At 72.1% G+C, this 23,731-nt stretch carries 22 protein-coding genes; 18 read left to right on the top strand and 4 right to left on the bottom strand.

Annotated elements, in window-relative coordinates; genetic code table 11:
• Positions 1-247 precede the first annotated feature (247 nt).
• From ABT369_RS41390 to ABT369_RS41355, 8 genes are all read left to right on the top strand, one after another.
• Entirely contained in the window at positions 248-1,495 is a 1,248-nt protein-coding gene (locus ABT369_RS41390) for a hypothetical protein (protein WP_350621026.1), read from the top strand.
• Positions 1,496-2,101: 606 nt separating this feature from the next.
• The gene (rpsB, locus tag ABT369_RS41385) at positions 2,102-3,013 is read left to right on the top strand and encodes a 30S ribosomal protein S2 (protein WP_350621024.1); all 912 of its coding nucleotides are present in this window, start codon (positions 2,102-2,104) and stop codon (positions 3,011-3,013) included.
• Between the two features lie 21 nt (positions 3,014-3,034).
• Positions 3,035-3,862 carry a translation elongation factor Ts gene (tsf, locus tag ABT369_RS41380; RefSeq protein ID WP_350621022.1) on the top strand — a complete coding sequence of 276 codons (828 nt, stop codon included), beginning with the start codon at positions 3,035-3,037 and terminating at the stop codon, positions 3,860-3,862.
• Positions 3,863-3,952: 90 nt separating this feature from the next.
• Positions 3,953-4,744 carry a UMP kinase gene (gene pyrH / locus ABT369_RS41375; RefSeq protein WP_350621020.1) on the top strand — a complete coding sequence of 264 codons (792 nt, stop codon included), beginning with the start codon at positions 3,953-3,955 and terminating at the stop codon, positions 4,742-4,744.
• Entirely contained in the window at positions 4,741-5,298 is a 558-nt protein-coding gene (gene frr / locus ABT369_RS41370; RefSeq protein ID WP_350621018.1) for a ribosome recycling factor, read from the top strand. The genes pyrH and frr overlap by 4 nt, the downstream gene beginning before the upstream one ends.
• A 173-nt stretch (positions 5,299-5,471) precedes the next feature.
• Positions 5,472-6,494 (top strand): phosphatidate cytidylyltransferase, encoded by a 1,023-nt coding sequence (locus ABT369_RS41365; RefSeq protein WP_502891884.1) that lies wholly within the window; start codon positions 5,472-5,474, stop codon positions 6,492-6,494.
• A 111-nt stretch (positions 6,495-6,605) separates the two neighbouring features.
• Positions 6,606-7,796 carry a dual-specificity RNA methyltransferase RlmN gene (rlmN, locus tag ABT369_RS41360; RefSeq protein ID WP_350621016.1) on the top strand — a complete coding sequence of 397 codons (1,191 nt, stop codon included), beginning with the start codon at positions 6,606-6,608 and terminating at the stop codon, positions 7,794-7,796.
• On the top strand, positions 7,793-9,073 hold the full coding sequence (locus ABT369_RS41355; protein ID WP_350621014.1) for a DivIVA domain-containing protein: 1,281 nt from the start codon (positions 7,793-7,795) through the stop codon (positions 9,071-9,073). The genes rlmN and ABT369_RS41355 overlap by 4 nt, the downstream gene beginning before the upstream one ends.
• Positions 9,074-9,458: 385 nt before the next feature.
• Here the strand turns inward: ABT369_RS41355 and ABT369_RS41350 are convergent, their stop codons facing one another.
• Positions 9,459-9,677 carry a DUF2631 domain-containing protein gene (locus ABT369_RS41350; protein WP_350621012.1) on the bottom strand — a complete coding sequence of 73 codons (219 nt, stop codon included), beginning with the start codon at positions 9,675-9,677 and terminating at the stop codon, positions 9,459-9,461.
• A gap of 154 nt (positions 9,678-9,831) precedes the next feature.
• Between ABT369_RS41350 and ABT369_RS41345 the strand changes: the two genes are divergently transcribed.
• Both ABT369_RS41345 and ABT369_RS41340 read left to right on the top strand, forming a co-directional pair.
• The gene (locus ABT369_RS41345) at positions 9,832-11,382 is read left to right on the top strand and encodes a Rieske 2Fe-2S domain-containing protein (RefSeq protein WP_350621152.1); all 1,551 of its coding nucleotides are present in this window, start codon (positions 9,832-9,834) and stop codon (positions 11,380-11,382) included.
• A gap of 3 nt (positions 11,383-11,385) precedes the next feature.
• Positions 11,386-12,090, top strand: coding sequence for a DUF2786 domain-containing protein (locus tag ABT369_RS41340; protein ID WP_350621010.1), 705 nt, complete (start codon positions 11,386-11,388; stop codon positions 12,088-12,090).
• 75 nt (positions 12,091-12,165) lie between these two features.
• Here ABT369_RS41340 and ABT369_RS41335 read toward each other — a convergent pair whose 3' ends face one another.
• Positions 12,166-13,140: a YihY/virulence factor BrkB family protein gene (locus ABT369_RS41335; protein ID WP_350621008.1), complete on the bottom strand. Its 975-nt coding sequence runs from the start codon at positions 13,138-13,140 to the stop codon at positions 12,166-12,168.
• A gap of 500 nt (positions 13,141-13,640) precedes the next feature.
• Between ABT369_RS41335 and aspS the strand changes: the two genes are divergently transcribed.
• The 6 genes from aspS to ABT369_RS41305 all read left to right on the top strand — a co-directional run bounded on the left by aspS (position 13,641) and on the right by ABT369_RS41305 (position 20,402).
• Positions 13,641-14,870, top strand: coding sequence for an aspartate--tRNA(Asn) ligase (gene aspS / locus ABT369_RS41330; protein ID WP_350621006.1), 1,230 nt, complete (start codon positions 13,641-13,643; stop codon positions 14,868-14,870).
• A gap of 325 nt (positions 14,871-15,195) precedes the next feature.
• Positions 15,196-16,392: a 1-deoxy-D-xylulose-5-phosphate reductoisomerase gene (gene dxr / locus ABT369_RS41325; protein ID WP_350621150.1), complete on the top strand. Its 1,197-nt coding sequence runs from the start codon at positions 15,196-15,198 to the stop codon at positions 16,390-16,392.
• Entirely contained in the window at positions 16,389-17,690 is a 1,302-nt protein-coding gene (locus ABT369_RS41320; protein WP_350621004.1) for a M50 family metallopeptidase, read from the top strand. The genes dxr and ABT369_RS41320 overlap by 4 nt, the downstream gene beginning before the upstream one ends.
• A 26-nt stretch (positions 17,691-17,716) precedes the next feature.
• Positions 17,717-18,883, top strand: a complete 1,167-nt coding sequence (gene ispG / locus ABT369_RS41315; RefSeq protein WP_350621002.1) for a flavodoxin-dependent (E)-4-hydroxy-3-methylbut-2-enyl-diphosphate synthase — start codon at positions 17,717-17,719, stop codon at positions 18,881-18,883.
• A gap of 66 nt (positions 18,884-18,949) precedes the next feature.
• Positions 18,950-19,789, top strand: coding sequence for a GNAT family N-acetyltransferase (locus tag ABT369_RS41310; RefSeq protein WP_350621000.1), 840 nt, complete (start codon positions 18,950-18,952; stop codon positions 19,787-19,789).
• 40 nt (positions 19,790-19,829) lie between these two features.
• Positions 19,830-20,402 (top strand): hypothetical protein, encoded by a 573-nt coding sequence (locus ABT369_RS41305; protein WP_350620998.1) that lies wholly within the window; start codon positions 19,830-19,832, stop codon positions 20,400-20,402.
• On the opposite strand, the gene ABT369_RS41300 is transcribed toward ABT369_RS41305, so the two are convergent.
• Positions 20,352-21,173, bottom strand: a complete 822-nt coding sequence (locus tag ABT369_RS41300) for a helix-turn-helix transcriptional regulator (RefSeq protein ID WP_350620996.1) — start codon at positions 21,171-21,173, stop codon at positions 20,352-20,354. The genes ABT369_RS41305 and ABT369_RS41300 overlap by 51 nt on opposite strands.
• A gap of 250 nt (positions 21,174-21,423) precedes the next feature.
• On the opposite strand from ABT369_RS41300, the gene ABT369_RS41295 reads away from it, so the two are divergent.
• A complete protein-coding gene (locus tag ABT369_RS41295; protein WP_350620994.1) occupies positions 21,424-22,122 on the top strand; it encodes an SDR family oxidoreductase in 699 nt (232 codons plus the stop codon).
• A gap of 261 nt (positions 22,123-22,383) precedes the next feature.
• Here the strand turns inward: ABT369_RS41295 and ABT369_RS41290 are convergent, their stop codons facing one another.
• Positions 22,384-23,253: a LysR family transcriptional regulator gene (locus tag ABT369_RS41290; protein WP_350620992.1), complete on the bottom strand. Its 870-nt coding sequence runs from the start codon at positions 23,251-23,253 to the stop codon at positions 22,384-22,386.
• A gap of 69 nt (positions 23,254-23,322) precedes the next feature.
• Between ABT369_RS41290 and ABT369_RS41285 the strand changes: the two genes are divergently transcribed.
• Positions 23,323-23,661 carry a YybH family protein gene (locus ABT369_RS41285; protein WP_350620990.1) on the top strand — a complete coding sequence of 113 codons (339 nt, stop codon included), beginning with the start codon at positions 23,323-23,325 and terminating at the stop codon, positions 23,659-23,661.
• Positions 23,662-23,731 lie beyond the last annotated feature (70 nt).

Genomic DNA, 23,731 nt, shown 5'->3' with positions numbered 1-23,731 from the left:
CGATCCGCGAGCATCCCCGGGCCGTGGGCTGGGCTGGTCGGGCCGGGGAGGGACACGCGAACGAGGGCTCCGGGCGCGGACCGGCGAGCGGTGAGAGCGGAAGGGCCGCGGAGCGTGAATGAGGAACGCCCGCGATCCCGAGAGTCCTGGTCAGGGGCTACGGGGCGTGGTTGGCCGGCAGCGACGCAGATTACAAGGGCCTTTGCCGGGTGGCGAGGATCATGCCGAGGGCCTACCGTGTCGGACCGTGGATGGACGCCGGAACTTCTCCTCGGACCCAGACGCGGATTCCCGCTGGTACCCCGAGGACCGTGGATATGACGACCGCGGGTACGACGACCGCCGTGACGATCGGGGGCACGACGACCGCGGCCGCGGTGAGCGGGCCCGGGACGAGCGCTCGCGCGGTCGCGACGACGCGGACCGCGGATACGGCGAGGATCGCGGGTACGGCGAGGACCGTGGGTACACCCCGACGCGGTACGCGGAGGAGCGGGAGTACGACGACGGCGGGTACCGGGTTCCGGAGCCGCGGGGAGGAGGCCGTGGATACGCTGCCGACCCGCTGAGCTACGGCGACAGCCCCAACGCGCAGTTCGGCGCCTCGGCCCACGGGCGGGGTGGCGACTCGGGTGAGTACTCGGGGGAATTCGTCAGCCGGTCGCGGCGCTCCGAGGCGATCGACCGCAGCGCGCTGCAGCGGCCGGTGTCGGGCGGCGGTGCCTCCGGCGGGCTCGCGGGGGCCTCGATTCCGGGGCTCACCACCTCGGGGTCGCCGATCCAGGGGCTGCCGACGATCACGCCGTCCAGCACCGGGCCGCTCGGCCCAGGTGCGGCGCTCGGCCCAGGTGGGGCGGGAGTGACCGAAGCGACCGGCGGGCCCGGAATGACCGGCGGGCCCGGAATGACCAGCGGGCCCGGAATGACCAGCGGGCCTGGAGTGACCGGCGGGCCGGGTGGGGTTGGTGCGACCAGCCCGTTCGGTACGGGAGCGGCCGGGCCGGTGCCCGGTGGGCCGGTTTCGGGAGTACCGGGGTCGGGTGCGCCGGCCGGGGCCGGGTTTGCCGGGGGCGAGGCCGGGGCGGTCGGGGGCGGGAACACCGGATCGATGCCGAACGCCTTCGCCGGCCCTACGGCGTTGACCGCGGCCGTGCCGGCGCCGCGGCAGCAGCAGTATGGGGCTGAGGCCGGCGGTGCGGTGTACCAGAGCAAGCGGCCGGGGCTGGCCGTCGTGCTGGTGCTGCTGACGGTGCTGTTCGAGGTGCCTGTGCTGCGGCTGTTCATCCACGCCGTGACCGCGAGTGACGTGCCCGCGGGGGCGACGCTCGCCGGGATGTTCATGATTCCGGCGCTGCCGATGTTCTCGCTCGGGCTGTACGGGCTGATCGGTGGGGCGGCTGCGGCGGCGCCCGGGGTGCGGGCGTGGTTGCGGACTCCGCTGGCGTATCTGCCGGTGGCGTTGCTGCTGTTCGTCGCGGCCGGGCTCGCCGCATAGGGCACCAGCGTCCGGGAAGTCGGAGGCGTGGTGGCCGCGGCCTACCGAATGGCGAATAGGTGCGGCCCCTGCCGGACTCGGCGCAAAGGCCTCTGGCCGGAGTCGCGCAGTGAAGACTCCGGCCAAGGCGTCCGCCGGGCGTCATCAGCGCGCCGCAAGCGCCCTGAAACGGCCGCGGGCGAAGCCGCAACCAAGCGCAACGGCACCGGGTCCAATGCGGGTGACGCCGCAACCGAGCGCCCTTCAGATGTCGTCGTAACCAGTTCGCCAGCACCGGGCCAATGCGACAAACACCGCAACCCCCACGAAACGCCTACAGCCGGGCGAACTACACGTCAGTGGGGGCATTCGTTGAAGCCCGGGCCCGGCGCGTACACTTTCCACCGGCGACCGCACAGCGTGCGGTCGACCTCGCGCGCCCTCCCTAGCCCGCCGCATTTCTTCCAGCGCCGGGCGAGCATTCCAGGGCGGCGGCCGCCCTGGTCCCGAGAGAACGCGTGGTGCACCACCACGCGTGCGAAGGGTGAGACGGCCGACGACCGGGCGCCAGGACGGCGGGCCGACCGGTCCGCCGTGAAGAACCAGGATCGAAGGGATCCCGCCGACATGGCCGTAACCATGCGCCAGCTGCTCGAGAGTGGTGTGCACTTCGGGCACCAGACCCGCCGCTGGAACCCGAAGATGAAGCGCTTCATCTTCACCGAGCGCAACGGTATCTACATCATCGACCTGCGCCAGACGCTCGACTACATCGAGAAGGCGTACGACTACATCCGCAACACGGTGGCCGAGGGTGGCTCGGTGCTGTTCGTCGGCACCAAGAAGCAGGCCCAGGAGGCGATCGCCGAGCAGGCGACGCGCGTGGGGCAGCCCTACGTCAACCACCGCTGGCTCGGCGGCATGCTGACCAACTTCCAGACGGTCTACAAGCGCCTCCAGCGGATGAAGGAGCTCGAGAGCCTCGACCTGACCGGCACCGCGCAGGGGTACACCAAGAAGGAGACCCTGCAGCTGTCCCGCGAGCAGACGAAGCTCAGCCGGACCCTCGGTGGTCTGCGCGACATGCAGAAGCTCCCGTCGGCGATCTGGGTCATCGACACCAAGAAGGAGCACATCGCGGTCGACGAGGCCCGCAAGCTGGGCATCCCGGTCATCGCCGTGCTCGACACGAACTGCGACCCGGACGAGGTCGACTTCCCGATCCCCGGCAACGACGACGCCATCCGCTCCGCGGCGCTGCTGACCCGCGTGGTCGCCGACGCGGTCGCCGACGGCCTGATCGCTCGTTCCGGGCGTGCCACCCGCGCCGACCAGAAGCCCGAGCCGGGCGTCGTGGCCGGCGACGAGCCGCTCGCCGAGTGGGAGCGCGAGCTGCTCGAGGGTGGCGCCAAGGCCGCCCCCGCCGCGGCGGCTCCCGCTGCCGAGGCTCCCGCCGCCGCGGCCCCCGCTGCCGAGGCGCCCGCTGCCGAGGCTCCCGCCGCAGCGGCTCCGGCCGCCGAAGAGAACAACCAGGCGTAACCCACAGAGCGAGAGAGAGTCATGTCCAACTTCACCGCCGCGGACGTCAAGCGGCTCCGCGAACTGACCGGTTCCGGCATGATGGACTGCAAGAAGGCGCTCGAGGAGGCCGAGGGCGACTTCGACAAGGCCGTCGAGCTGCTGCGTATCAAGGGTGCCAAGGACGTCGGCAAGCGTGCCGGGCGCACCACCGCCAACGGCCTCGTCGCGCACTCGGGCTCGGGTCTGGTCGAGATCAACTGCGAGACCGACTTCGTGGCCAAGAACGACGCGTTCGTCGAGCTGGGCCAGAAGCTCGCGGCCCACATCGACGCGACCAAGCCGGCCGACGTCGACGCGCTGCTGGCCTCCAAGCTCGGCGACGCCACCGTGGCCGATCTGGTGCAGGCCGAGTCGGCCCGCATCGGCGAGAAGCTCGTCATCAACCGCATCGCGGTGCTCGGCGAGCCGGTCGCGATCTACATGCACCGCAAGAGCCCCGACCTCCCGCCGCAGGTCGGCGTCGCGGTCGAGTTCACCGGCAAGAACGACGAGGCGGCCGTCGCCGACGCCCGCGCCGTGGCGATGCAGATCGCCGCGATGCGGCCGAAGTACCTCACGCGCGACGAGGTCCCCGCCGACGTGGTCGAGTCCGAGCGGCGCATCGCCGAGGAGACCGCCCGCGAGGAGGGCAAGCCCGAGCAGGCCCTGCCGAAGATCATCGAGGGCCGGGTCAACGCCTTCTTCAAGGACTTCGTCCTGATCGAGCAGCCCTCGGTCAGCGACAACAAGAAGACGGTCAAGCAGGTGCTGGCGGAGGCCGGCATCGAAGTGACGCGGTTCGTGCGCTTCGAGGTCGGCCAGGCCTGACCGGCAGTACAACAGCAGCAGTGAGGGGGTCACGGTCCACCGGATGGAGACCGTGACCCCCTTTCCACAAGCAGACAGAAGGGTGCCCACATGACGAACACCGCCGTCGAAGCGGCCAGGCAGCCCCTGACCCCCGCCCCGATCGGGGCGCGGCGCGTCGTGCTGAAGCTCTCCGGTGAGGTGTTCGGAGGCGGCGCCGTCGGCGTCGACCCCAACGTGGTGCGCGGCATGGCGCGCCAGATCGCCACGGTCGTGCGCCGCGGCGTGCAGGTCGCCGTCGTCGTGGGCGGCGGCAACTTCTTCCGCGGCGCCGAGCTCTCCCGGGCCGGGATGGACCGCTCGCGCGCGGACTACATGGGCATGCTGGGCACGGTGATGAACAGCCTGGCCCTGCAGGACTTCGTGGAGAAGGAGGGCATCGAGACGCGCGTGCAGAGCGCGATCACGATGGCCCAGGTCGCCGAGCCCTACATCCCCCGGCGGGCGATCCGCCACCTGGAGAAGGGCCGCGTCGTCATCTTCGGCGCGGGCGCCGGCCTGCCATACTTCTCCACCGACACGGTCGCGGCCCAGCGCGCGCTGGAGATCCACGCGCACACCGTGCTCATGAGCAAGAACGGCGTCGACGGCGTCTACACCGCCGACCCGCGCACCGATCCGACCGCCCGCAAGCTCGACAGCCTCACGTTCGCCGAGGCGCTGCTGCAGGGGCTGCGGGTGGTGGACCAGACGGCGTTCAGCCTCTGCCAGGAGAACGCGCTGCCGATGCTGGTCTTCGGCGCGGAGGGGGAGGACAACGTCGCCCGCGCGTTGATTGGTGAGAGGATCGGCACGCTCATCACCGCCGAGCCCGTCCCGGATCGAGGAGGACAGACCCCGTGATCGAAGAGACACTCTTCGAGGCCGAAGAGAAGATGGAGCGTGCGATCGAGCACGCCAAGGAGGAGTTCGCGGTCATCCGTACCGGCCGCGCCACCCCGGCGATGTTCGGCAAGGTGATGGTCGACTACTACGGCACCCCGACCCCGCTGCCGCAGATGTCCTCGATCGGGATCCCCGAGCCCCGCATGGCGATCATCAAGCCCTACGACGCGTCGCAGATCGGCGCGATGGAGAAGGCGATCCGCGACTCCGACCTGGGTGTGAACCCGAACAACGAGGGCACCCAGATCCGCATCCTGCTGCCGCAGATGACGGAGGAGCGGCGTCGCGACATGATCAAGGTAGCCCGCAACAAGGCCGAGGACTCCCGCGTGGCGATCCGCAACGTGCGCCGCAAGGCCAAGGAGGAGCTCGACCGCATCGTCAAGGACGGCGAGGCCGGCGAGGACGAGGGCCGTCGCGCGGAGAAGGAGCTCGACGACCTGACGCACCGCTACGTCGCCCAGGTCGACGAGCTGCTCAAGCACAAGGAAGCCGAGCTACTCGAGGTCTGATGGCCCATCTCGACCGGGCTCAGAAGGCCCCCGGCCCGTCGTCGACGCGGGCGCGGCAGCACAATGCCGCGCCCGAGCCGTCTGCGGAAGAGCCACAAGCGGAAGAGCCGGATTTCGTACCGGCTCCCGACGCCCCCGCGGCGCACGACGCGCCCGCGACGTCTCCCGGCACCGTGCCCGCCGCGGGAACCACGAACCAGAACGGCGGCGCACCGGCCGGACCCCCCGCCACCCTCGGCGCCGCGCCCACCCGCCCCGCGACTCCGGCGGACGCCGCCGCCAACGGCAACGCCGCCGCACCTGCGACCAAAGCCGCGTCTGAGAGCAACGCCACGACCGAGAGCAGAGCCACGACCGAGAGCGAAGCCCCGCGCAAGAGCCGGGCCGGCCGGAACCTCCCCGCCGCGATCGGCGTCGGAGCCGGCCTCGGCGGCCTCGTCGTCGTATCCCTGTTCGTGTGGAAGTGGCTCTTCCTCGGCCTCGTGATCGCCGCCGTGTGCGTCGGCGTCTGGGAGATGGTCCGCGCCGTCAGCGTCCAGAAGGCGCGCCCCCCGCTGGTCCCGCTGCTGCTCGGCGCGCCGCTCATGGTCAGCATGGCCTGGTTCGGCGGGGCCGAGCGGCTGCCGCTGGGCCTCCTGGCCACGCTGCTGCTCGTCTTCGTGTGGCGCTTCGCCGACGGTGTCGCGCACTATCAGCGGGACGTGACCGCCGGCGCGCTCATCGCCGTCTACGTGCCCTTCCTCGGCTCCTTCGCGGCCCTGCTCGCCTATCCGGCCCACGACGGCAGCGTGCGGGTCCTCGTGACCGTGCTCGCCGTGGTGCTGTCGGACACCGGGGGGTACGCCACCGGTGTCTTCCTCGGCAAGCACCCCATGGCCCCGTCGGTCAGCCCGGCCAAGTCGTGGGAGGGGTTCGCGGGCTCGGTGGTGTGGACCGGTGCCGGCAGCGCGATCGCCCTGCCGCTGCTGGTCGACGGCGCCCTGTGGTGGCACGGTGCGATCTTCGGCGTCGCGGTCTCGATCGCGTCGGTGCTCGGCGATCTCGGCGAGTCGCTGATCAAGCGCGACCTCGGCGTGAAGGACATGAGCAACCTGCTGCCCGGCCACGGTGGCCTGATGGACCGCCTCGACTCGGTCCTGCTGGCGCTGCCGACCGCCTACGCCGTCCTGGCCTTTCTGGTGCCGTGGACGCGATGACCAGCCGAAACGAGGGTGAACGCGCGGTAATCAGGCCGTGATGAGTCGCCCGGCCGTGCTGGTCAGCGGTCTTGGAGATCACGCGACGCGGCATGGGACACTGGAAACGCCATGACGCAGCTTCCCGTACTGAACCTGTCCCCCAGCGCGGCCGGCACCACCCCCGACGGCCGTCGCGCCGCGCTGCCCCCGCGCCACCTCGCCGACCTCGACCTCGCCGGCCGCCGCGCCGCCGTCGCCGACCTCGGGGAGCCGGCCTTCCGCGCGCAGCAGGTCTCCGCGCACTACTTCGGTCGCCTGGTGCGCGACCCGCAGGAGATGACCGACCTGCCGGCCAGCACCCGGGAGGCGATCACCGGGACGCTGCTGCCGCGGCTGCTGGAGCCCGTGCGCGAGCTCGCCACCGACAACGGCACCACCCGCAAGACCCTCTGGCGCCTGCACGACGGCTCGCTCGTGGAGAGCGTGCTGATGGGCTACCCGGACCGGGTCACCGTCTGCGTGTCGAGCCAGGCCGGCTGCGGCATGGCGTGCCCGTTCTGCGCGACCGGCCAGGCCGGCCTGACCCGCAACCTGTCCACGGCGGAGATCGTCGACCAGGTCGTGTGGTTCGCGGGGCTGGCCGCGCGCGGCGCGCTGCCCGGCTGCCCGGACCGGCTCTCCCGGGTCGTGTTCATGGGCATGGGGGAGCCGCTGGCGAACTACAACCGCGTGATCGCGGCCGTACGAAGGCTGACCGAACCGGCTCCGGAGGGCCTCGGGCTGTCGCAGCGCCACATCACGGTGTCGACCGTCGGGCTGGTCCCCGCCATGCGCCGGTTGACGCAGGAGGGGCTGTCGGTGACGCTTGCGCTGTCGCTGCACGCGCCCGATGATGATCTGCGCGACACGCTCGTGCCGGTCAACCAACGTTGGAAGGTCGCCGAAGTGCTTGATGCCGCGTTCGAGTATGCGGCTCGCACCGGTCGGCGCGTGTCCATTGAATACGCAATGATCCGGGATGTGAACGACCATCCGTGGCGAGCGGATCTACTCGGTCGGCTCTTGTCCGGCCGTCTCGCACATGTCAATCTCATCCCGCTCAATCCGACACCGGGTAGCAAGTGGGACGCGAGTCCCAAGCCGGTGGAGCGGGAGTTCGTCCGGCGTCTCCGGGCCGCCGGTGTTCCCACTACGGTGCGTGACACCAGGGGTCGGGAGATTGACGGCGCCTGCGGGCAGCTTGCGGCCTCCGGAGGTGGCAAGGTGGGAGAGCGTAAGAACGGCTTGCTAGCACGGCGAGCGAACGAGGAGACACAGTGAGTCAGGGTCAGCGGTTCCGGCGCCGTGCGATGCGTCGGGGATACAAGGTCGACGAGGTCGACTCGTTCCTCGACCGGGTGGAGGCAACCCTCTCCGGAGACTCCATGGGCGCGCCGGTGAGCGCGCAGGAAGTCCACGACGTGGTCTTCCGTGTCCGCTTCGGCGGCTACGACGAATGGCAGGTCGACCTGCACCTCGACCGCGTCGAGCGCCAGTTGGCCGAGCATGAGGAGCGCGGCAGCGGCGGCGGCGGCTTCGGCCGGGCCCTCGACTCCCGCAGCGGCGAGCTGCGGATGGCTCCGGAGCGCATGGAGCCGCAGCGCATGCCCGAGCGCATGGAACCGCAGCGCATGCCGGACCGGATGGAGCCGCAGCGCATGCCCGACCGGGTCGGCATGACGCCCCCGCCGGACCGCATGGGCCCGCCGCCCGGCCAGGACCGGATGGGTCCCCCCGGACCCGACCGCATGGGCCCCGGCCCGGACCGCATGGGCCCGCCCGGACCCGATCGCATGGGCCCGCCGCCCGGCATGGACCGCATGGGCCCGCCGATGGGCGGCCCCATGGACCGTCCCGCCGACCGCACGATGGGCATGGACCGCCCGGTGGACCGCACCATGGGCATGGACCGCCCCGCCGACCGGACGATGGGGATGGACCGGCCGGTCGACCGCACCATGGAGCGCCCCGCGCCCCCGCCGCCCGGCGCGCCCCTGCCGTCCCGCCCCACGCCGCCGCCCCCGGCCGGCCCGCCCGGTGGTCCGGGTGGCCCCGGCGGACCCGGGTATGGCCGCTACGACGAGCCCACCTACGGCGGCGCCTTCGACGACGATCGCGGCTACGACCAGGGCCCGCGCGCCCCGCGGGCCGACATGACCGCCGAGATCCGCATGGAGCGGCCCGAACCGCCGGCCTACGGTGGCCCCGGCCCGGACCGCGACCCTTATGGCGCCCCGCCCGAGCGGGACCCGTATGGCGGCCCCCAGGGCGGCGGCGACCCGTACGGCGGCCCGCCCCAGCACCAGTCGGGCGAGGTGGCCCGCATCGACCAGCTGCGCCGCACGTTCCAGCTGCGCCGCTTCGGCAGTGGCTACGACCGCGCGCAGGTCGACCGCCTGTTCGAGGGCGTGATGGCCTCGCTGACCGGCCGCGGCGGCCCGCTGACCGACGGCGACCTCGACCCGTCGCACTTCAACCTGGTGCCCGGCGGCTACTTCGAGGCCGAGGTCGACGCGGCGCTGAAGGAGGTCCGCGACATCGTCACGCGACGTCGCTGACCGACCGCAGAACGTAGACGAGGGCGCGTCCGGCCGAGCCGGGCGCGCCCTCAGTCATTCGTACAGTTCGAAACATGACACTTGCTCGGGACCGGACGGCCAGCACGCAGCGTCACCGATCGAGGCCGTAACGTGTCCGAATTGTCGGACCCTACGGAAGAGCATGACTCGGGTCCGAGGGGGTGCGGACCGTCGCTCCCGCCAGACACCGCTCGGCGCTGGCGCGCCGTCGCTGCCAGGTCCGCGGTTGGTCACCGCGAGCCGTCCGCCGGTGCCCGGCGCCGAAGCGCCAGACACCGCTCGTGCCAGGTCCGTGGTTGGTCACCGCGAGCCGTCCGCCGGTCCCCGGCGCCGAAGCGCCGGGCGACGAGCGGCCCGGAAAAGCTCAGCGCAGGCCGTTGCGGCGCAGGACCCAGTCGCCGACGAGGGCGAGCACGAGCAGGCCCGCGCACACGATGAGGAAGATGTCCTCGACCCGCCCGCGGTGGTTGCCCACGAGCATGGTGAGCAGCACCAGCGCCGAGACGGCCGCGCCGATGCGGGCCGCGCGCGGGTGACCCGGCTTGTGCTGGTCGGGAGAGGTCACTGGCTCGTGCTCGGACACGGTTCGGTCCTTTCGGCGAACGAAAAAGCGGCCGAGGCCGCAAAGGCTTTCGTAGAAGAGTCTGGCATGCGGCACCGGCCCGGACGGTTGCGGGTCGGTCGGGTAGCGTCGTTCGCGCAATCTGCGGTACCGATCGAGGAGGACAGCGGTGCGGATCACCGGGACCGGCCATGCCAGCCTGCGCATCGACACGCCGGCCGGGAGCATTCTGTGCGACCCGTGGGTGAACCCCGCCTACTTCGCCTCGTGGTTCCCGTTCCCGGACAACTCGCTGCTGGACTGGGAGGCGCTGGGCGACTGCGACTACCTCTACGTGTCGCATCTGCACCGCGACCACTTCGACGCCGAGCATCTCAAGCGGTTCGTGTCGAAGAAGGCGACCGTGCTGCTGCCGGAGTTCCCGACCAGCGAGATGCGCGACGAGCTGGAGGCGCTGGGCTTCACGCGGTTCCTGGAGACGAAGTCGGAGCAGGTGCACGAGCTCGACGGCGGACTCAAGATCATGATCCAGGCGCTGACCTCGCCGACCGACGGGCCGATCGGGGACTCGTCGCTGTGGGTGGAGTACGACGGCGTGCGCGTGCTGAACCAGAACGACGCGCGCCCGACGGACCTGACCACCTTCAACGCGCTCGGGCACGTCCACGCGCACCTGCTGCAGTTCTCGGGCGCGATCTGGTATCCGATGGTCTACGAGCTGCCCGAGGCGGCCAAGCGCGCGTTCGGCAAGCAGAAGCGCGACCGGCAGTTCGACCGGACCTTCCGCTACATCGACGACCTCAAGGCCTCCAACGTCGTGCCGATCGCCGGTCCGCCCTGCTTCCTCGATGACGAGCTGTGGCAGTTCAACGACATCTTCGGCGACGAGGGCAACATCTTCCCCGACCAGTGGGTGTTCCAGCAGGAATACGCCAAGGTCGGCGGGACGAACTCGACCGTGCTGCTGCCCGGCTCGGTGATGGAGCTCACCGCGGACTCGGCGGTCACCACCCACCCCACCGACGTCGAGGAGTTCTTCGCGCACAAGCGCGAGCACCTCGAGGAGATGCGCGCGCGCAAGAAGCCGGTGATCGAGGCGGCCAAGGCGACCTGGCGCCACCCCGAGGTCGACGTGCTCAAGGAGATGAAGGCGCGCATCGAGCCGCTGCTGGACGAGTCGGTCTACCTGGCCAAGGGTGTCGGCGGGCCGGTGCGCTTCGACCTCGTCGGCTACGACGGCGAGTCGGTCGAGTCGATCGTGGTGGACTTCCCCGAGAAGCAGGTGCGGGCCTACGCCGACGAGAAGGTGCGGTACCGCTTCCGCACCGATCGCGCGCTGGTCGAGCACCTGCTGTTCATCGAGGAGGTCGACTGGGTCAACTCGCTCTTCCTGTCCTGCCGGTTCTCGGCCGCGCGGATCGGGCAGTACAACGAGTTCGTCTACGCGTTCTTCAAGTGCCTGTCCGAGGAGCGGCTGCAGTACGCCGAGGGCTGGTACGCCGAGCAGAAGCCCGACGCCGAGGACATCAAGCTCGGCGACTGGATCGTCCAGCGCCGCTGCCCGCACCTCAAGGCCGACCTGACGCGCTTCGGCATCATCGACGGCAAGACCCTGACCTGCCAGCTGCACGGCTGGAAGTTCGACCTGGAGAGCGGCCGCTGCCTCACGAGCGTCGGCCACGAGCTGCGGTCGCGCCCGGCCGGCACCCCGGCGCCGGGCGAGTAAAGGTTGCTCGACAAGGTACGCAAGCTCCTGGCCAAGGCCGAGGACCCGGCCTGCACGCCGGAGGAGGCCGACGCGCTCACGGCCAAGGCGGCGGCGCTCATCGCGAAGTACGGCATCGACCAGGCCCTGCTCGACGCCCGCGAGGCGCGGCGGCAGACGGTCGGCAACCGGCTCGTCGAGCTGTCCGCGCCCTACCTGCGCGAGAAGGCCTACCTGCTGCACGTCGTGGCGGCCGCGCTGCGCTGCCGGTCGATCCGGCTCGAGCGGCGCACCGCCGACCGGCTGCGGGTGTCGGTGCACCTGTTCGGCTTCGCCTCCGACGTCGCCGGCGTCGAGCTGCTGTTCGCCTCGCTGCTCGTGCAGGCGGCCCGCGGGCTGCTGCGGGAGCCGGTGCCGGACGGGCAGCAGGCGGCGGCCTGGCGGCGCTCGTGGCTGATCGGGTTCGGCTCGGCGGTGCAGCAGCGCTTCGCGGCCGCGTCCGCGCGGGCGGAGGAGCCTCCGGCGCCGGGGACCGCGCTGGTCCTCGCCGACCGCGAGCGCGCCGTGGACCTGGCCGTGGAGGCGGAGTACCCCAACGTGCGGGCGGGCCGCCGGCGCCGGCTCAGCGGCGGGGGATTCGAGGCCGGCAGCGCGGCCGGGCGGCGGGCGGACCTGGGCGCCGTGCGCGTGGAGACCAACGCCCGCCCCGAGGTCACGACGCGGACGTGACGCCGGGTGGCGCCCACGTCTGGGCATCTGCGGGCCTGGGCGCCGTACGCGTGGAGACCAACGCCCGCCCCGAGGTCACGACGCGGACGTGACGCCGGGTGGCGCCCACTTGTCGGGCATCACCGGCCCCGGCACGCCGACGCGCATCGCCTCGAGCTGCGCGCTGAAGGCGATGCCGAGGAAGAGCACGACGCCGGTCGCGTTCGCCCAGAGCAGCAGGGCCATGATCCCGGTCAGCGCCCCGTACGTCGCGCCGAACGCCCCGCTGCCCTGCACGTAGAGGGCCAGCAGCGCGCTGATGCCCCACCACAGCGCGGTGGACAGCGCGGCGCCGAACAGCAGCCAGGAGAAGGCCGGCTGGCGGCGCCGGGGCGCGAACCGGAAGATCGCGGCGACGGCGGTCACGACCAGCAGGACGCTCCCGGGCCAGCGGACCACCTGCCACACCTGCGCGACCGGGGTGCCCCAGCCGGGGTACCGCGACCGCAGCGAGGTCCCGAGGGCGTCCCCGGCGACGAGCATCAGGAACCCGGTGAGTGCGGGCAGCCCGGCGACCGCGGCCAGGATCGCGGCGCGGGCGTACTTGAGGTGCGCCGGCCGGTCCCGCTCCACCCCGTAGATCCGGTTGGCGCCGCGCTCGATCTGCGCCATTGCGGTGGCGAGCGCGACCAGCCCGGTGAGCAGGCCGAGCAGCAGCGCGACCTCGCCCGCCCGCTCGGACGTGCCGGGCGCGAGGAGGTCGTGGACGATCTGCTCGCTGGCGCCGGGGGTGAGGGCGAGCACGGTGTCGGCCACCACGTCGCCGCCCTCCGCGACGCCGAGCTTGCCGGCCAGGCCGGACAGCGCGATGAGGAAGGGCACGATGGCCAGGCACAGCTGCAGGCCGAGCGCCCGCGCGTGGCTGAACCCGTCGCCGTAGCGGAAGCGCAGGAACGCCTCGTGCATCAGGGCCCAGCCCCCGTGGTGACGCAGCGCCTGCCACGCGTCGTCGGCCGAGAGCTCGTCCCGCGACATCGACCGGGTCTCCGGCACCTGCCTCGTGCTGCTCACGACGTCGGCGTTCCCAGCCCGCCCGCGCGGGAAACGCACTCGTGACGCCGCACGCACCCGGGCGACGCGCGGGTGCGCCTCCGCGCGGGTGGCACCCGGGCGTCTCGCGGGCGCCTTCGCGTAGGTGGCGCGCGGGCGTCTCGCGTTCGCCTCCGCGCGGGTGGCACCCGGGCGACGCGCGGGGGCGCCTCCGCGTAGGTGACGCCCGGGCGTCTCGCGGACGCCTTCGCGCAGGTGACGCCCGGCCGTCTCGCGGGCGTCTTCGCGCAGGTGACGCGCGGGCGGGAGTCGGGGTGGAAATCCGTCGCGCCCGCGCGGGCGACCCGCCATGCTGGGAGGGCGGGGCGGGCGCCTGACGACCGCCGTGGACGCCCCGCCGCGTGGCCCGGCGCACACGGGCGAGAGGCCGCGGCAAGCCCGCCGCGGTGAAGGTGTGGTGGCACCGCGACCGGCCCCATCGCCCACACCTCCGGGGAGCGTCCCTTCCCAGGAGGTGTTGCATGTCCAGCCGCATGATGTCCGCCGACCTCGCCGAGCACGCGGGGGAGTCGATCCGGCTCGCCGGATGGGTCCATCGACGCCGGGTCCTCGCCCGCGTCACGTTCCTGATCGTGCGCGACCGCGCGGGTCTGGCCCAGGTCGTGGTCCCCGCCGGCGTCCCCGTGCCCCCGGAAGAGTCCGTGGTCGAGATCTCCGGCACCGTCGTGGCCAACGCGGCCGCGCCCGGCGGCTTCGAGGTCGCCTACGAGGCGATCGAGGTGCTGTCCGAGGCGGAGCCGCCGCCGGTCGAGCTGTTCCGCCCCGAGCTCGAGGCGAGCCTGCCGGCGCTGCTCGACCACGCCGCCGTCAGCCTGCGCCATCCCGCCCGGCGGGCCGTGTTCGCCGCGGGCGCGGCCGCGGTCGGGGCGTTCCGGGCCACGCTCGACGGGCTCGGGTTCACGGAGGTCTTCACCCCGAAGATCGTCGGCGGCGCCACCGAGAGCGGCGCGAACGTGTTCGCCCTCGACTACTTCGGGCGCCGGGCGTACCTCGCCCAGTCCCCGCAGCTCTACAAGCAGACGATGGTCGGGGTGTTCGAGCGCGTCTACGAGGTCGGGCCGGTGTTCCGGGCCGAGCCGCACGACACCTCGCGCCACCTCGCCACGTACACGTCGCTCGACGCCGAGCTCGGGTTCGTCCGCGACCACCGCGACGTGATGGCGGTCCTGACCCGGGTCGTGCGCGCCATGACGGAGGCGGCCGGGCTCGGCGCGGTACAGCTGCCGGAAACGATCCCGGTCGTGCACTTCTCCGAGGCCCTGAAACTCGCCGGGGCCGACCCGGAGGAGCCCGACCTCGCCCCGGAGCACGAGCGGGCGCTCGGGGCGTGGGCGCTGGCCGAGCACGGCTCGGACTTCGTCTACGTCGAGGGCTACCCCATGGCCAAGCGGCCCTTCTACACGCACCCGCAGCCGTCCGAGCCGCGCTGGTCCAACTCCTTCGACCTGCTGTTCCGGGGCCTGGAGCTGGTCACGGGCGGGCAGCGGCTGCACCGGTACGCGGACTACGCCGCCGTCCTCGGGGAGCATGCCGCGGGGCTGGAGGGCTACCTGGAGGCGTTCCGGCACGGGATGCCGCCGCACGGCGGGTTCGCGATCGGGCTGGAGCGGTTCCTGGCCCGGCTCTCCGGGGCCGTGAACGTGCGCGAGACGACGCTGTTTCCGCGGGATCTGCACCGCCTGGCGCCCTAGGGCCGGCCCGTAAATCGATTGCCCGGCATCAAATGATGATCTATAATTAATACATGCGTACGAACGGGGACGGGATCTGGGATTCACCGCGCTGACTCATGGGGGCACGCTCGGCGTGCGTCGTATCGGCCCAGCTCAGACCGCTGTTGAGGGAAATCCGGCGGGAGCAGTCAAGGCCCTGATGGAGTGCGGCCGGCGGGGGGAGCTGCCGGCCGTGCTCCGGCTCTGATCCACATAGGACAATCGGCCGGGTGCGGGCTCGCGCCGCGCCCGGCCCCGGCCTGACGCAACCTGACACAATGGGGGAGTGAGCCCTCGCGAGATCGTGCTCCTGGGATCCACCGGATCCATCGGCACGCAGGCCATCGATATCGTCCGGCGCAATCCGGACCGCTTCCGGGTCGTGGCGATCGGCGCCGGCGGCGGCAACGTCGCCCTGCTCGCCGCCCAGGCCCTCGAGCTCGGCGTCGAGGCCGTCGGGGTGGCCCGCGCCAGCGCCGCCCAGGACCTCCAGCTCGCCTTCTACGCCGAGGCGCAGCAGCGCGGCTGGGCCACCGGCGACTTCAAGCTGCCGAAGATCCTCGCCGGCCCGGACGCGATGACCGAGCTCGCGCAGTGGCCGTGCGACACGGTCCTCAACGGCGTCGTGGGCTCCCTCGGGCTCGCACCCACCCTCGCTGCCCTCCGGGCCGGCCGCATCCTCGCCCTGGCCAACAAGGAGTCGCTGGTCGCCGGCGGCCCCCTGGTGCGCGCGGCCGCGAAGCCCGGCCAAATCGTCCCGGTCGACTCCGAGCACTCCGCGCTCGCCCAGTGCCTGCGCGGTGGCGCCCGCGGCGAGGTGCGCCGGCTGGTGCTCACCGCCTCCGGCGGCGCCTTCCGCGGCCGGACCCGCGACCAGCTGCGCGACGTGACCGTGGCCGACGCGCTCGCCCACCCGACCTGGGACATGGGCCCAGTGGTGACCATCAACACCGCCACCCTGGTGAACAAGGGGCTGGAGGTGATCGAGGCGCACGAGCTGTTCGCGGTGCCGTATGCCGACATCAAGGTCATGGTTCACCCGCAGTCGGTGATCCACTCCATGGTCGAGTTCGACGACGGCTCCACGCTCGCCCAGTGCAGCCCGCCCGACATGCGCATCCCGATCGCCCTCGCGCTCGGCTGGCCCGACCGGGTCGCCGACGCCGCGCCCGCGGTCGACTGGACCAGCGCGCACACGTGGGAGCTGCGGCCGCTGGACGAGGAGGCGTTCCCGGCGGTCTCCCTGGCCAAGGCGGCCGGCGAGGCCGGGCGGTGCCGCCCCGCGATCTACAACGCCGCGAACGAGGAGTGTGTCGCGGCGTTCACAGCGGGTGATCTGCCGTTCCTCGGCATCGTGGAGACGCTCGAGCGGACCCTGGCCGAGGCCCCGGATTTCGCGGAACCAGGTACCGTCGATGACGTGCTCGCCGCCGAGTCCTGGGCGCGGGCCCACGCTCGTGCGCTCATCGCCGCGGGCGCCGACCGGAGAGGGGCCGAATGACCTTCGTGCTGGGGATTGTCCTGTTCGCGCTGGGCATCCTGATCGCCGTCGCGATCCACGAGGCCGGACACTTCTGGTCCGCCCGCTGGTTCGGCATGAAGGCGACCCGCTACTTCATCGGCTTCGGGCCCACGATCTTCGCGTTCAAGCGCAACGGGGTGGAGTACGGGCTCAAGGCCCTGCCCTTCGGCGCGTTCGTGAAGATCGTCGGGATGACGCCGCAGGAGGAGGACGTCGACCCCGAGACCGGCAAGTCCGGCGCCGACGACCCCAAGGCCATGTGGCGCTTCCCGGTGTGGAAGCGCACGATCGTCATGGCGGCGGGCTCCATCACGCACTTCGCGCTCGCCCTGATCACGCTGTGGGTGCTGTTCTCGTTCGTCGGCATCCCCGACGCGAGCAAGGTCAACGAGGTGCCCGTGCGCGTGGGCACGATCAGCCAGTGCGTGAGCCCGACCTACCAGTACGACCCGGCGACGAAGAGCCAGAAGGCCTGCGACCCGGCCAAGGACCCGCAGAGCCCGGCCGCCCAGCTCGGCCTGCAGCCCGGGGACATCATCCTGGCCATCGACGGGCGGTCCATCGTCGGCAACCAGGCGCTGCGCGACGAGCTCAAGGCCGACGTCGGCAAGTCCGTGACGGTGCAGTACAAGCGGGGTGAGCAGACGCTCAGCGGGACCGCCGCGATCCCGGAGGCCCAGCGGATCAAGTCGACCATCGACCCGGGCAAGACCGCCGACCAGATCACCCCGGACGACCTCGAGCGCGGCGGCATGCTGGGCATCACGGTGGACATCCGCAGCAGCGACCTGCCGGTCCTGCGCTACGGCCCCGTCGACGGCATCAGCCAGACCGGGTCGGCCACCGCCACGCTCGTCGAGCGCACGTTCGCCTCGTTCAAGCAGATCCCCGAGCGCGTCCCGAACCTGGTCAAGGCCATCTTCGGCGAGAAGCGTGACCCGAACACCCCGGTCAGCGTCGTCGGCGCGAGCCGCATCGGCGGGGAGCTGTTCGAGCTCGGCGACTGGGCGTCGCTGCTGTCGCTGTTCGCCACCCTGAACCTGTTCTTCGGCATCTTCAACCTGTTCCCGTTGCTGCCCATGGACGGCGGGCACATCGCGATCGCCTGGTTCGAGCGCGTCCGCTCGTGGCTCGCCGCCAGACTCGGCAAGCCCGACCCGGGCCGCGTCGACTACTACAAGCTGGCGCCTCTCACCCTCGGGGTGATCGGCATCCTGGGCGTCTTCGTCCTGCTGACGGTGACGGCCGACTTCGTCAACCCGATCACCCTGAAATAACACGACGCGAAGGTAAGGGTCCTTTCATGACCGCTGTCAGCCTCGGCCTGCCCGCTGTGCCGCCACCCGCGCTGGCACCCCGGCGCAAGTCCCGTCAGATCATGGTCGGCCCGGTCCCCGTCGGCGGCGGAGCCCCGGTGTCGGTGCAGTCCATGTGCACCACGCTCACCGCCGACGTCAACAAGACGCTGCAGCAGATCGCCGAGCTGACCGCGTCCGGCTGCCAGATCGTCCGGGTCGCCGTGCCGAGCCAGGACGACGTCGAGGCGCTGCCCGCGATCGCGAAGAAGTCGCAGATCCCGGTCATCGCCGACATCCACTTCCAGCCGAAGTACGTCTTCGCCGCCATCGACGCCGGCTGCGCCGCGGTCCGGGTGAACCCGGGCAACATCCGGCAGTTCGACGACAAGGTGAAGGAGATCGCGAAGGCGGCCACCGATGCCGGGGTGCCGATCCGCATCGGCGTGAACGCGGGCTCCCTGGACAAGCGGCTGCTGGAGAAGCACGGCAAGGCGACCGCTGAGGCGCTGGTCGAGTCCGCGCTCTGGGAGTGCTCGCTGTTCGAGGAGCACGGCTTCCGCGACATCAAGATCTCCGTGAAGCACAACGACCCGGTCGTGATGATCCGGGCGTACCGGCAGCTGGCCGAGCGGTGTGAGTACCCGCTGCACCTCGGCGTGACCGAGGCCGGCCCGGCGTTCCAGGGCACGATCAAGTCGTCGGTCGCCTTCGGGGCCCTGCTCGCCGAGGGCATCGGCGACACCATCCGGGTCTCCCTCTCGGCCCCGCCGGTCGAGGAGATCAAGGTCGGCCAGGCGATCCTCGAGTCCCTCGGGCTGCGCGAGCGCGGCCTGGAGATCGTCTCGTGCCCCTCCTGCGGCCGCGCCCAGGTCGACGTCTACTCGCTCGCCGACCAGGTCACCGCCGCGCTGGACGGGTTCCCGGCGCCGCTGCGGGTAGCGGTCATGGGCTGCGTCGTCAACGGCCCCGGCGAGGCCCGCGAGGCCGACCTCGGCGTCGCCTCCGGCAACGGCAAGGGTCAGATCTTCGTCAAGGGCCAGGTCATCAAGACCGTGCCCGAGTCGCAGATCGTGGAGACCCTGGTCGAGGAGGCGCTGCGACTCGCCGAGGAGCAGGGCGTGGAGCTCCCCGAGGAGCTGCGCGGCCTCGGCCCCACGGTCACCGTCCACTGACGGTCGTCTTCACCGGGGCGAGGGTATGTGCAGCCATCTTCGGCATGATCTGGCAGGCTGGTAGGCATGCTGACGGTGGCTGCGCGGCTGCTCGGTGACGCCGAGCGGGGATCGGTCGAACGCCTGCTCGATCGGGACCCGTTCGGGGGCGCCCAGGTGGCCGAGCGGGTCTCGATGGCGGGCCTGGCCTGGTGGCGGCAGGACGCGCGGATCTTCGGGTACGGCTCCCGCCGCAACCTCGAGTCGCTGTGCTGGGTCGGGGCCAACCTGATCCCCGTGCACGCCTCGGCCGCCGCCGTCGCCGCCTTCGCCGAGATGGTCGCCGGGGAGCCGCGCGGCTGCTCGTCGATCGTCGGCTCGGCGGACGCGGTCCTCGGGCTGTGGTCGCATCTCGCGCCGACCTGGGGGCCCTCCCGCGACGTTCGGCCGAACCAGCCGCTCATGGCGATCAGCAACCCGTCGCCGATCGCGCCCGACCCGGGCGTCCGGCTCGTGCGCCCCGACGAGATCGACCTGCTCTTCCCCGCGGCCGTGGCCATGTATACGGAGGAGGTCGGGGTCTCGCCCACCGCCGACGGCGGCGAGCGCTCCTACCGCGAGCGGATCGGGGAGCTGGTGCGGGCGCGGCGGGCGTACGCGCGCTTCCACAACGGCAAGGTCGTGTTCAAGGCCGAGCTCGCCGTGGTCACCCGGCACACCGCCCAGATCCAGGGCGTCTGGACCGATCCGGAGCTGCGCGGGCACGGCCTGGCGACCGCCGGCATCGCCGCCGTCGTGCGCGATGCGTTGCGCCGGGTGGCGCCATCGGTCAGCCTGTATGTGAACGACTACAACCTGCCGGCCCGGCGCGTGTACGAGCGCTGCGGTTTTCAGCAGGTCGGGACGTTTGCAACGGTATTGTTCTGACTATCGGGTTCGTCCGTTTCCCGGCTTTTGGAGCGCTCGCATGGGTCAGATGATCCGGCAGGTCGGGCCGAACACGACCCGCTACTACTGGTACCCCGGCGACAAGAAGGAATGGCTGCGAGCCCTCGTCGCCGTGGGCTCGGGCGGGGCCGTGCTGGGGTTGTCGTACTTTCTCACCCACAGCTGGCTCACCTCCACCGTGCTCGGGCTCTCCGTCGCGTCCGGGGTCGCCGGCTTCAACTTCGGGCGGCGCGACCTGGCCGCGGCCGACGGGCTCGACGCCCGCACCCCGCGCCGCGAGGCCGCCTCCGCCGCGGCCCGGGCCGCGTGGCGGGGGATCGCGCAGGGCGGGGTCATCGCCTTCGCCGCGCTGATCATCGAGCACCTGCCGGCGACCGGGGTGTTCGCGGACTGGATCCTGCCCCTCGCGCCCGGTGTCGCGTTCGGGCTGGCCTGGCAGGCCGCTCTGATGGCCGGCCGGCTCAGTCACGAGTCGAGCAAGGCGACGGAGTTCGTGGGCGCCTCCGCCACGCGGCGCATCGACGTGACGGACGAGACGCTCTCACATCCCGGCCCGCTCGCGGAGGCCACCGAGGACGTCCGCGGTTCGTGAGCCCGGGGCCGCGGTGTAGAAGACCACCCGCTGGCCGCTGTCGTCGGCGTGGAGCACCTGGCACTCGAGGTCGAGTTCGCCGTACACCGGATGGGTCAGCGTCTTGAGGGTGGTGCGGCGCACACAGACGCGGTGCTGGTTCCAGCGGCGGGTGAACTCCGAACTGCCCGCGTGCAGGCGCTCGATCAGCGCGCGGATGCCCTCGTCGTCCGGGTACCGCGCGGACGCGGCCCGCAGGTCGGCCACCGACTCGTCGGCGAACGACTGGTACTCCGCGGACGACTCCATCCCCACCGGCATCGGCCCGCAGAACGCGTTCCAGATCATGTTCCGCTCGGGCGGAGGATCGCCCATGAGCCGCACGGCCATGCGATTCCAGGCCAAGAGGTCGTACTTCGCGTCGATCACGAACGCCGGCGTGTCGTCGAGCCGCTCGAGCAGGTGCAGGATGCCGGGCGGCACCGCCTGGGACGGCCCCGCGGGCGGCCCGGGCTGCTCTCCGGCGAGCCGGAAGAGATGCCCCCGCTCGTCCTCGAACAGGCGCAACGCCCGCCCGAGCGCCGCGAGCACCTGGCGCGACGGGTTCGGCCCCCGCCCCTGCTCGAGCCGCGCGTAATAGTCCACGGAGATCCCGGCGAGCCGCGCGACCTCCTCCCGCCGCAGCCCCGGCGTGCGCCGGCGCGTTCCCGCGGGCAGCCCCGCGTCGGCCGGGCTCACCCGCGCGCGACGGTCCTTGAGGAACTCGGCCAGCTGTACCCGGTTCACGCCCACGCGCTCATCCTGCGCGACGGCCGGCCGCGTAACCAGGGATCGCCGATCCGATGTTGAGCGCGGTCGCTGCTCCGGAGGCCCGCCGCGTCTCTCCCGCCGCGGTTCGCCGCGCCTCTCGCCGCCGCCGTTTCCGCGGACTGTTGGTCCACGGTGCGGAGCGTCTCGCTCCGCCGCAGTTTTCCGGGGACTGCCGGTCCGCGGTTCACCGCGTCTCTCCCGCCGCCGCTCCCGGGCGTCCACGGTGGACCTCATGACGACGAAGACGGCCCTTGTCACCGGGGCCAACAAGGGCATCGGCCGGGAGATCGCCCGGGAACTGCGCGCCCTGGGGATGCACGTGCTGGTGGGCGCCCGCGACCCGGAACGCGGCAAGGAGGCGGCAGCGGGCCTGGACGCCGACTTCCTGCCGCTGGACGTGACCGACCCGGCCTCGATCGAGGCGGCCGCCTCCCAGGTCGAGGTCCTGGACGTCCTGGTCAACAACGCCGGCGTGCTCCTGGAGCGAGGCGCCCTGCCGAGCGCGACCCCGCTGCAATTGCTGCGCGACACCTACGAGGTCAACGTCTTCGGCGTGATCGCCGTGACCAACGCCTTCCTCCCGGCCCTGCGCCGCGCGGAGGCGGCGCGGATCGTGAACCTGGGCAGCGGCCTGGGCTCGCTGCACTTCGCCGCGGACCCGTCCCACGTGTACGCCCAGAACCCCCTGCTGGCCTACAACTCCTCGAAGTCGGCCCTGACGGCGGTAACTTTGTCGTACGCCAACGAGCTGCGCGACACCCCCATCAAGGTCAACATCGCCGACCCCGGCTACTGCGCGACGGACCTGAACTTCCACTCGGGCCCGCGCACCCCGAGCCAGGGCGCAACGGCGGCGGTGCGGCTGGCGACACTGCCCGCGGACGGCCCGACGGGCGCCTTCTTCGACGAGGACGGCCCCGTGCCGTGGTGACGGCCGTGGCCGCCACGTTTCGCGGCGCGTCCGCGCGTGGCACGGGCATGCGACGTGTTTGCCCAGCTCGCACGCGTTTCGCAGCGCGTCCGCACGGCGGTGCTCTCCGTGCAGATTGGTGCAGTTCGCGCGCGTTGCTCCGCGCGTCCGCGCGTTGGCGGGGCCGTCAGAGGTAGGACCGTGCGTGGCGGAGCCAGGCGGCCGCCGCCGGGCTGGTGGGGCCGCTTCGGCTCTCCGCGCGTCCGCGCGTTGGCGGGGCCGTCAGAGGTAGGACCGTGCGTGGCGGAGCCAAGCGGCCGCCGCCGGGCTGGTAGGGCCGCTTCGGCGCCAGGCGAGGCCCAGGCGGCCGCGCAGTTCGGGGTCCACGATGCGCAGCGGGTGGAGGTGCTCGCGGTGGCGGGCGATCGACTCCGGCAGGATCGCGATGCCCAGCCGGCGGGCCGCCAACTGCTCCACCACCTGCGGCGACCCCGCCTCGAACGCGACCCGCGGGGCGAAGCCCGCCTCCGCGCACGCGGCGTCGAGGATCGCGCGGATGCCGCCTCCGCGCGGGAGGCACACGAGCGGGCGGTCGCGGAGGTCCGCCAGCGGGATCGTCTCCCGGCCCGCCAGTTCGTGACCGTCCCACACGGCCGCGTTGATCGCCTCGTCGGTGACCGGGTGGACGTCGAGACCCTCGGGCATCCGGGAGTAGGCGACGATCGCCGCGTCCAGGCGGGCCTCCCGCACGGCGTCGATCAGGCGTTCGTTCAGGTCCTCGACGAGGGTGATCTCCACGTCCGGCCACCTCGTGTGGAAGTCGGCGAGGATGGTGGCCAGGTCGACGGTGTGCGAGGTGACGGTGCCGACGGCCACGCGCCCGCGCGTCAGGCCGGCGAGCTCGTCCACCGCCTGGCGCGCGCCGTCCACGGCCGCGAGGGCCGCCCGGGCGTAGGGCAGGACGGCCTCGCCCGCCGCGGTGACCCGCACCGAGCGCGTGGTCCGCTCGAACAGCGGCAGCCCGAGCTCGCGTTCGAGCTTGCGGACCTGCGCGCTGACGCCGGGCTGGGCGACCCGCAGCCGCGCGGCCGCGCGCGTGAAGCCGCCCTCGTCGACGACGGCCAGGAAGTACTCCAGCTGGTGCAGCTCCATAACCAATCATGCTAAATCCCGCCGAACATGCGTCTTGGTCTTCTGGATCGAGCGCGCGACGGTGGAGGCATGAACGCGAAGACTCCGGAAGACCTGTCCCGCCTGTTCGTGGAGCGCGCCAACGCCGGCGACGCCGCGGGGATCGCCGCGCTGTACGAGCCCGACGCCGTCCTCGCCTACCCGCCCGGCAGCACCACCGTCGGCCGCGAGGCCATCCAGGCCGTGTGCGAGGCGATGCTCAAGCACGTGCCGCGCTTCGAGGTCGAGGAGGCGCTGCCCACGATCCACCACGGCGATCTGGCCCTGACCTCCACGAAGCCGAAGGACGGCACGGGCGGCCGCGTCCAGGTCGTCCGCCGCCAGCCCGACGGCACCTGGCTCCGCGTGATCGACCGCCCCGAGCAGTAACACCGAGCCCGCGTCCGAGCCCGCGTCCGAGGCACAAGCCCGGGCGCGGGCTTCACGCACAGCACCACTG

It is taken from the genome of Dactylosporangium sp. NPDC000244, assembly GCF_040300725.1.
GTDB lineage: Bacteria > Actinomycetota > Actinomycetes > Mycobacteriales > Micromonosporaceae > Dactylosporangium.
This window is presented reverse-complemented; position numbering and strand designations above follow the sequence as displayed.